At 65.5% G+C, this 1,929-nt stretch carries 2 protein-coding genes and 1 pseudogene; all 3 read left to right on the forward strand.

All coding sequences use genetic code 11. The annotated features are described in order from the left end of the window. Positions 1-671, forward strand: a 671-nt coding sequence (locus tag JHC57_RS22305; RefSeq protein ID WP_294032744.1) for a thiamine pyrophosphate-dependent enzyme, incomplete at its 5' end; no start/stop codon positions are given. Between the two features lie 12 nt (positions 672-683). Further along, positions 684-1,637, forward strand: coding sequence for a metal-dependent hydrolase (locus JHC57_RS22310; RefSeq protein WP_294032745.1), 954 nt, complete (start codon positions 684-686; stop codon positions 1,635-1,637). Positions 1,638-1,713: 76 nt separating this feature from the next. Further along, a pseudogene (locus JHC57_RS22315) lies at positions 1,714-1,929 on the forward strand (hypothetical protein); the annotation flags it as partial.

Raw genomic sequence — 1,929 nt, forward strand, 5'->3', positions numbered from 1 at the left:
AGATCATGCTGTTCAACAACGAGATCTATGGGCTGACCAAGGGGCAATATTCGCCGACGAGTCGCGTCGGCACGACGAGCCCCTCGACGCCCTATGGTTCGGTCGACCGCCCGGCGCAGCCCGCGGCCTTCGCGCTCGGGGCCGGCGCCCGCTTCGTCGCGCGCGGCTTCGACGTGTCGAAGGAACTGCCGAACGTCCTCAAAGCGGCGCACGCCCACAAAGGCGCCGCCTTTATCGAGATTTTCCAGAACTGTATCGTCTATAATAAAGACGTGTTCGAGGATTTTGCCGCGCCGAAGGGCGCCGAGGATCGCCAGCTCTGGCTGAAGCAGGGCGAGGCGATGCTTTATGCGAAGGGCACGAAGGGCATCGCGCTCGACGCCGAGGCGCTGCACCTCAAGACGGTCGACGTCGTCGATGGCGACTGGCAGGCGGCCGGCGTGATTATCCATGACGTCACCAACCGCAGCGTCGCGCACATGCTCGTCGAAATGCGCTTCGGCGAATTCCCGATGGCCCTCGGCGTGCTTTACGACGACCCGCGCCCGACCTTCGAGGCCGATGTCGTGCGCCAGAACAAGGCGGCGGCAGAAGGTAAGACCGCCGACCTTCAAAACCTGCTCAGGAAGGGGCAGACCTGGACGGTCACCGAAAACGGTCCCGAACTCTGATCCCTTCCCGCCATGGATAATCTGACGCACAGCCTCGTCGGCGCGCTTCTGGGGCAGATGGGGCTCAAGAAGAAGACCGGTCTTGCGATGCCGACGCTGATCATCGCGGCGAACCTGCCCGATATCGACGCGGCCTGCGCGGTCTATGGCATCGAATCGCTGTCGATGCGGCGCGGCATCACCCATGGCCCGATTGCGCTCATCGTGCTGCCGCTCGTCTTGTGGGCGCTGATGCTCGGTTTCGACCGCTGGCAAGAACGGCGCGGCAAACGCCCCGGGGATCGTTTGCCGATCCACAAGGGCTGGTTGCTCGCGCTCGCCTATATCGGCTGCCTCAGCCATCCCGCGCTCGACTGGCTCAACAATTATGGCATCCGTCTGCTCGAGCCGTTCAGCCATCGCTGGTTCTATGGCGACAGCATTTTCATCATCGACCTGTGGATCTGGATCGTCCTCGGTGTTTCGGTCTGGCTGTCGTTGCGGCGCGAGCGGCGCGGCTCGCCGACCTGGCAGCGGCCGGCCTGGTTCGGCGCGACGGCGGTTTGCACCTATATCCTCGCCAACGGGCTGATCACCGGCGCCGCCGAGCGCATGGCGTCGGGTGCGCTCCTGGCCAGCGGACACAAGGAACCGCTCGTCGTCGCCAGTCCGCCGCCGCTCGCTTTCTGGAAACGCGATATCTTCTGGCGGACCGCCGACCGCTATGGAACCGCCAGCTTCACGCCGGGCATCGGCGGCCATATCGATATCAGGGGCGCGCCGACGGGAATGGACGATCCGCGCCTCGCTGCCTGGGCGAAAGCCGATCCCGCCGCACGCGCCTTTCTGTTCTGGTCGCGCATGCCGGTGGCGGAGAAGCAGGGCGACGCGATCCTGCTCCGCGACCAGCGCTTCATGCATCCGCTGGCGCAGGATCGCTTCCAGGTCCGGCTGACCGCGCCGGACACGGCCAGTCATCCCGAATGACGAGTACATGTGACGTCACGGCGTCGCGCGTTTCAACCGATTGTCAGCGCGGCGCGTTTGGGGCAGGAAGGTGCCAATGAACACGCATGTCAGCCCGCGCCGCGGTAACGAACTGCTCCGCGCCGACCGTGCCTATCGCACCGGCGGCGGGGTCGCGCGGCTGATCGGATTGGCGCCCGCGGGACTGTTCCATCGCCTGCTTGACCGGATCGACGCTGGGCTCGCGCTGGGGACGATCGAAGCCCATCTTCCCGACGGCGCCGACCACTACGCTGTCCGTCACGCGGACATC

This window comes from Sphingopyxis sp. (assembly GCF_016463645.1).
Classification (GTDB): Bacteria; Pseudomonadota; Alphaproteobacteria; order Sphingomonadales; family Sphingomonadaceae; genus Sphingopyxis.